Annotated in this window: 6 protein-coding genes; 1 reads left to right on the forward strand and 5 read right to left on the reverse strand. The window is 54.9% G+C overall.

Annotated features, from left to right (window positions below):
• From DBY20_00620 to DBY20_00640, 5 genes are all read right to left on the reverse strand, one after another.
• The coding region (locus DBY20_00620; GenBank protein ID PWL80128.1) for a sodium-independent anion transporter at positions 1-272 on the reverse strand (272 nt) is incomplete at its 3' end.
• Between the two features lie 258 nt (positions 273-530).
• Positions 531-1,007 (reverse strand): hypothetical protein, encoded by a 477-nt coding sequence (locus tag DBY20_00625; GenBank protein ID PWL80123.1) that lies wholly within the window; start codon positions 1,005-1,007, stop codon positions 531-533.
• Between the two features lie 62 nt (positions 1,008-1,069).
• On the reverse strand, positions 1,070-3,277 hold the full coding sequence (locus DBY20_00630) for a hypothetical protein (protein ID PWL80124.1): 2,208 nt from the start codon (positions 3,275-3,277) through the stop codon (positions 1,070-1,072).
• Between the two features lie 15 nt (positions 3,278-3,292).
• Positions 3,293-4,315, reverse strand: coding sequence for a hypothetical protein (locus DBY20_00635; GenBank protein PWL80125.1), 1,023 nt, complete (start codon positions 4,313-4,315; stop codon positions 3,293-3,295).
• A gap of 57 nt (positions 4,316-4,372) precedes the next feature.
• A complete protein-coding gene (locus DBY20_00640) occupies positions 4,373-6,160 on the reverse strand; it encodes a hypothetical protein (protein ID PWL80126.1) in 1,788 nt (595 codons plus the stop codon).
• A 350-nt stretch (positions 6,161-6,510) separates the two neighbouring features.
• On the opposite strand from DBY20_00640, the gene DBY20_00645 reads away from it, so the two are divergent.
• On the forward strand, positions 6,511-6,886 hold a 376-nt coding region (locus tag DBY20_00645; protein PWL80127.1), incomplete at its 3' end, for a phenylalanine--tRNA ligase subunit beta.

A 6,886-nucleotide genomic window follows, 5' to 3' on the forward strand; every position in this document is an offset into this window, starting at 1 on the left:
CCGTAGACGATGACGATGAAAGCGCCCGTGGGGCCGCCGATCTGCACCGAGTTGCCGCCGAATGCCGAGACCATGAAACCGCCTAAGATGGCGGTGATCAGACCCACGGCGGGGCTTACGCCCGATGCGATGGCAAATGCGATGGCAAGGGGGAGCGCCACGATGCCCACCACCACACCGGCGGTGAGGTCGGCCTGGAACTTCTGCCCGTTGTAATGCCGCAGAGCCGACCACAGCTTCGGCCGGAATTCAATTTTACCAGTTATTGACATAATACCTTAGAAAAATACCTTGGATAAAAAGGGAACCCTTATAAAGATTCCCCTGATGTATGGGAAACCATTCAGATGTGATAATTACACCTTAATTATATAGCACTCTTGAAATTCCTCACAGAATTTCGCTGCAAATTTACAACTTTTTTAACAAAAAACAAGGCGGTGTGTCGGAATACGTGATTCTGACACACCGCCCCGGGGATATGATTTGGCGGCACCGTCAGCGGGGGAGGGTGCCGCGGATGTCAGCGATTATTTTCTGACAACCTTGATTGCCTCGTGGCAGTCGGGCACGACGATGTAGACACCGGCGCCGAAATCGGCGAGGCTCACGGTGGCGTTACCGCCGACGGCGGCTACGGATGCGAGCTTGTGGCCGGCGGTGTCGAACAGGTCGACACGGGTGAGCCGCGGAGAAGCGACAATTACCGTGGTGTTGTCGACGAAGCCGAAGGTGAAGTCGTCGGGATTGAGGTTGGCAGCGTCGATCGAGCTGTATTTGCCCTTTTCGAAATCGATATGCGACACCTCGGAACGGGGAATGTCGAGACCATCAAGCTCCTGGGCGCTGACAACAATCTTGTCATCAGCGAAATTGATCACGGGCTTGTCGGGAAGGGCATAGCGGTGGACGGCGCCATCCATCTTGTTGATCTTGACGAAGGTGACGATATCGTCGGGCTGCTGGGCCTTGATTCCGTCGCACAGCGCCATCGAAAGGAGCGCCACACAGAGTGTGAAAAGTATTTTTTTCATTGCAGTCAGATAACTGTTCAATTTTGTTTAAATCATCAGCGGATAGCCACCTTGCGGCTGCAAGCCACACTGCTGCCCTCCACTTTTACTAAAAAGACTCCGTTGCCCCAGGCGGAAGCGTCGACCGATGTCAACGTCCCCTCTGTCGGGAACGAACCCAGCAGGGAGCCGGAGATGTTGTAGACCGAGATCACACCGCCGGGGATGTCGTTCTGCGACGCAACCCACAGGGTCGCTCCCTCGGCCCACACGCGGATCCCTTCGGAATCGCTGTCGGCTGTCGGAACATCGATGCCTGCCGACTCGACGGCACCCTTTACGCAGGCCGCCGTGTTGACTAAGCCGGCGCCGTAGGTGTTGTTGGGAAGCGCGCCCATATAGTCTTCGGTGTTGGCCGTGGCGACAATTATCTCGCGAGCCTTCTCGGGAGTCAGGGCGGGGTTTGCCTCGAGCATGAGGGCGACAGTGCCGGCCACGAAAGGCGACGACATGGAAGTGCCGATATTGTAGGCGTAATAGTAGCGTTTCCCGTCAACTTGGGTGAGACCGTTGGTGTTGTAGTTTATCTGGTCAAGGGTAGCGCCGGCCATCGTGTAGTAGTACTTGTTGATGGATGACACAACCGGGTTGCCTGCGGCAAGGATATGAGGCACCACGCGCCCGTCGGCCGTGGGACCGTAGCTCGAGAAGACCGAATGGTGTCCCTGCTCATAGTCGGGCACATCAGCCATATCGGAATATCCTCCGGAGTTCCAGTCGATGCGGTTACGCGAATCAAACGAGCCGACCGAGATAATGCGGCGGGCGGTGCCGCCGATTTCACCTACTGTGCCCTCGTGCGTACCGTCGGTCCATCCCCGTTTTTCATTCGAGGAGAACTCGTTCATACTGTAGTTCCACATGTCGACGGTCTGGCCCTCCTCACCTTCGACAAACACTGCGACAAGGCGCCCGTCGGCAGCCTCTTCCACCTCGCATTTCACAGTGACGTGGGGCTGACCGTTGATGGGGTTGTGCTCCGCGTCCATGATAACCGAAGTGGTGACGCCGCATTCGTCGATGAAGAATGATTTTACGACGGCATCCCCCTCGACAGAGGTGTCGGCCTGGGGAGTCTGGGCTATAATGTTGCCTTTCAGAGAGTTGACCACACACAGTTTTACTTTCAGATCGGAGGCGTTCTTGCCCCAGATCTCAAGGTAATGGATATTGTGGGAGGTCTCGGGGGCCTGGGTGAGCATCGTCTTGAGCAGTTTGTCGTCGGCGGTGAAGGTTTCCTGAGCGTGAAGTCGGACTTTGCCTTCGTTGCCACAGGCCCCGACGATGATACGTCCCGGACCTACGGCCGCGTCGATGGTCTTGTCGAGAAGCGATGTGCCGTTATGGGGACCGATATGGTCGCCGAGGCTCATGTTTATCACACAAGGCTTGCCAACTTTGTCGGCGTAATCAAAGATATATTTGATGCCGTCAGCGATGCCGACGCTGTTTTGCTGGTCGAGGCTGACAAAGACGATGTCGGCTTCAGGAGCCACGCCGTAATACTGCGAACGCTTGTCGCCGCCGGCGGCTGTGCCCATCGTGTGGCATCCGTGCAGCTCCTGGGCGGAGTCGTAGGCCGCCTGGCTGAGCATCTCGGGATCGGTTATCTCCGCTCCGTAGCCGAAGCCTTCTGGGGGTGTGCCGCGCATCGACCGCTGGTTCCAGACAGCCTTGATGCGGGTCTTCCCTTCGGCATCGCGGAACGCCACATGGTCATACTCCACACCGATGTCGATAAGCCCGACCACCACCCCTTTGCCTGTGAAAGGACGCGGGAGGGTGTTGCCGGTGTTCTTATGCACGATGTCGACACCTGCGACATTGCGGGAATAGTCGTTGAGAAGATTGACCCGATTGCCGAGCGAGATATATCTCACTCCGTCGACAGCCCCCGCTTCCGCAAGGGCGTCGACCGGAATGGTGGCAGAGTAGAACAATCCGTCATGATTATGCCGGAACACCACGCCGAGGGCCTCAAGGGGGGCTATCGCCTTCTCGTCGTCGAGCATGACGTAGGCGCCGACAACCTGTGAGTCGTCAACCGAGGCCGTCCGGTTTCTGGTGTCGAACTTAATGGCAGGCATACCTTGACTGCGGCCGGCCAGCAGCATCCTCGCATTGGGAGCTAAAGTCCGTCCGGAGGCGGAAACCGCCGCCAGTCCCAGCGCAACAGCCAATATGCCTGAAAGGTATCTGTTCATTGGTCTTGGTTATTGTTAGAGTCCGCTGCACTCCCCTGTGAAGTTGATGACAGCGCGCTCGGGGGTGCCGCCGTTGCCTGAGGTCATAGGATTATAATAGAGATTGGTGACATTGGCCTTGACAGTGATGGTTCCGTCGCCGTTCTCGATAACCTGCATTGTGCCGGTCAGACCTCTGAGGCGGTATTCGCCGTTGGGGCCGGCAACCTGGATGCCCTCATATCTGAATGTGAAATCAGGAGATCCGGCGTTATCCTCGGCGGCGGCAAAATTGATTTCCTTACCGATTAATTCAGGCTTCATCTCGATCTCACACTTCATGCTCCCATGGTCGTTGTCGAACTGCACTGCATATTTGGAGCGGCCGGTGTAACTGCTGTGGGTCTTCTTGAAGCTTGGAATAGCTGTTTTATTGGTAAGCTCTCCGTCCAGATTGTAATACCAGACTTCATTCTTCGGGCCGGGAGTGGGGAAAAGAGCCTCGAGGTCATCCACATCGGCAGGCGAGCCTTTGTAGGACGCGCGGACAGCGAATCCGTCGTCAAAGGTGGCGTCAAGTTCCATGGTCACCACGCCCTTGGGTGTGATGGAGGTGGAGAGGGTGCCCTCGGTGACAACCTCTTTGGGTGCGGAAATCTCGCCGTCGGTCACTTCATAAAGTCTTACTTTGGCAGAGGTCACATCGCCGGCGAGGTTTATGTTTTCTTTGTAGAGGCCGGCGTTGGTCATCTCCACGTCGACAAAGTATTGTCCATCTTTGAGACCGACAACCTCGGTGGCGTTCTCGGCGGTGCCGAACAGCAGCCGCACGTTGGCGCCGTCAGCCTCGGGAGCATAGCGGAAAAGAGTTGCGATATTCTCGGCGCGGTAAAGTTCGTTGCCGTCGGCGCCTGTGATGAGGAAACCGATTGTCTCATCGTGGGAGCCGAATGATACCTTGTTGATTTCATTGACGTTGTAGACAACTGTCTTGCCCGAGTTCAGCTCTACGGTCATTGTTTCTACGGTCTCGGTGTAGGCATAGGCCGAAGTGGCCATAGCCACGGTTCCGAGAGCAAGTAAAATGTTCTTTGCTTTCATTTTCTTATACTGAAATTATTTCAAAATTACTTTAAATGCTTTGTCTTTCACTGCAAGCACATAAACGCCCGAAGCGAGAGCCGATGCGTCGAGCCCGAAGGCGGCATCGCCCGACATTACTGCGCGCCCGTTCATGTCAAAGAGTGTGACAGCTGCGTCACCGCCGTTGACCACAATGATATGGCGGCCATTGACGATGGCCGATACACCGCCGTCGGCGTCGGCCGAGACTGACTCTACGCCGGCGAGCTCTTTCTCGAGAGCCTCGCGGTCATACTGCAGTTCGACCGGTTTGTTGTTCCAGAGTCCGCGGATAGCGTAACCGGCGTCGTCGTAGAGATTGATCTCGAATGTGTAGTTGGAATAATCCGTTGTCTCTACTTTGACGGATCCCGATTCCACAGGAGCGAAGAGGTCATAGACATAGGTGAGATCCTTCTGGAAATGACGGTAGCTCGAACCGCCGTCGACATCCGACCATCCCTGACCGATGGTTATGGGTTCGTATGTGCCGCCGGAATTCAGCTCGTTTTCGTTCCAGCGGTTGGGCACAACGGTGTAGACTCCGGGCGCCACAACTGCCGAGTTCTTGGGAACGAAGAATTCGATGCGCATGAGGTCAGCGGCAACGCCGGGGTCGGAGTCTTTGCCGGCGGGCGAACCGAGGTCGAGGACGAATGCGCGGCAACCGGCTTTCTCTCCCATATGCCACATGCGGCCCTTCGCGAGATAGTCGAGGTCGAGGTCCACGTCATCCGTGAGGTTGGAGACAGCCGAGGGGATATACGCGTTGGAGAAATCATAAAGGATATTGCCCGAAAGCTCGGCGGTAACATGATAGCCAAAGTCGGTGTAGGCGTCGAGGTGGCCGGTCAGCTGTTTGGTGGCGGGGTCGAACGAGATGGTCAGGGTTCCTGACTGGAGGTAGCCGTAGACATATTCCCCGCCATTCTCGCGGATGCGGATGAAAGAGCCGAAAGGCATTGAAACATATTCCGAGCCCATCGAGTATTCGATTTCGCGGCAGGGATACCATGTGTTGCGTTCGAAAGTCTTGGCGTCGACATAGGTGCCACCCTCAATGCAGTAGGTGGTCCTGTTCATTCGCTTGTGGGCGATCATCATCGCAAGGTTGATGCCGTCGCCGACGAGGCTGCCGGTTGTCTGGTCAAACTTCTCGGAGTAGAGATTCAGGTAGGTGACGCCATTGTTGGAGTAGTCGGTGACTCCGTAGTAGTAGGCGATACCGCCCTTGTCAAGATTGAGATTGAGAAGGTCTTTCTTGAGCATGGGGAAGCTTGCAGGCTTTTCGTTGACATTTACAATCGGCAGACGGCCTACATATTTCAGATCCAGGGGGTCCTTGGTGAAGGGGTCGACAGCCGTGGCGGTCACGGTGTAAACGCCGTCTTTGTCTACGGAGACAACTACCGGCGACTCTATCGCGGCGGTTTTGGGTTTGCCGGCGATGTAGAGTTGAACCTTCGACTCATCGGGATTGACGGTGAACTTTGTCATCGCGTCGGATGACTCGTAGGTGCCGGGCTGCAGAGCCAGCGGATTGGAGGGAAGATTGTAAAGGTCGAGCACGACGATATAGCCCGCGTCGAGCTTTACACTGCCCGTCTTGTTGTCATAACGCGCTGATTCACTGTCCGACAATACGAGATAGTAGTTCGGGGTGTCATACGACTTGTCGTCATAGAGGCCGACGACCTCATACGACAGATTCAGAGTGTTGGCTGCCCAAGCGGCTGAAGAGGCCGTCACGGCAAGCAACATAGCAAGTAGAAGTTTTCTCATATAAATAAATGTGGATTGATTTATCTGTCAGGCGATGGAAGGGTCAGGTGAAAGATTGTGATTGATTGATTGATTGATCTGTATTACCGTATTGGCAAGCCAAAATTTTTTAAATGTCTGGTACGATTTTTTTAAATTGCTACAAAATTACACAATATTTAACCATTTGTCTTGTTTTATTTGTTAAATATGTTTAAAGTGATTGTTAGAACTTGTTTAATGTAAAATATTGCCGATAGGATTGCATATCCTAAACCTGATTTGATGCGATTGTCCTGACAGACAAACACTAAATTTTGTGATATCGGGAACTTTGCGTAACTTTGCATGAATTTTTCTCTTACCCGCCAATGAACATTTCTTACAACTGGTTAAAAGAATATATCGACTTCGACCTCTCGCCCGCCGAGCTTACCCAGGCGCTTACATCGCTGGGGCTTGAGTGCGACACTTATGAAGAGGTGGAGTCAGTACGCGGAGGCCTCCGCGGCGTGGTTGTCGGGAAGGTGCTCACATGCATCGACCATCCCGACAGCGACCACCTGCACATCACCACCGTAGACCTGGGCCTCGAGGCTCCCGTGCAGATTGTCTGCGGCGCCCCGAATGTGGCCGCCGGACAGACCGTGGTGGTGGCAACTGTTGGCGCCACGCTCTATCCCGCCGGCGAGGAGAAGGGTTTCCAGATCAAGAAATCGAAAATCCGCGGCGTGGAATCGCTCGGCA

The organism is Coriobacteriia bacterium (assembly GCA_003149935.1).
Lineage (GTDB): Bacteria > Actinomycetota > Coriobacteriia > Coriobacteriales > QAMH01 > QAMH01.

Coding starts and splice junctions, on each gene's coding strand:
- DBY20_00640 (PWL80126.1), bottom strand. CDS start 6,160: ATGAGAAAACTTCTACTTGCTATGTTGCTTGCCGTGACGGCCTCTTCA.
- DBY20_00635 (PWL80125.1), bottom strand. CDS start 4,315: ATGGCCACTTCGGCCTATGCCTACACCGAGACCGTAGAAACAATGACC.
- DBY20_00630 (PWL80124.1), bottom strand. CDS start 3,277: ATGAACAGATACCTTTCAGGCATATTGGCTGTTGCGCTGGGACTGGCG.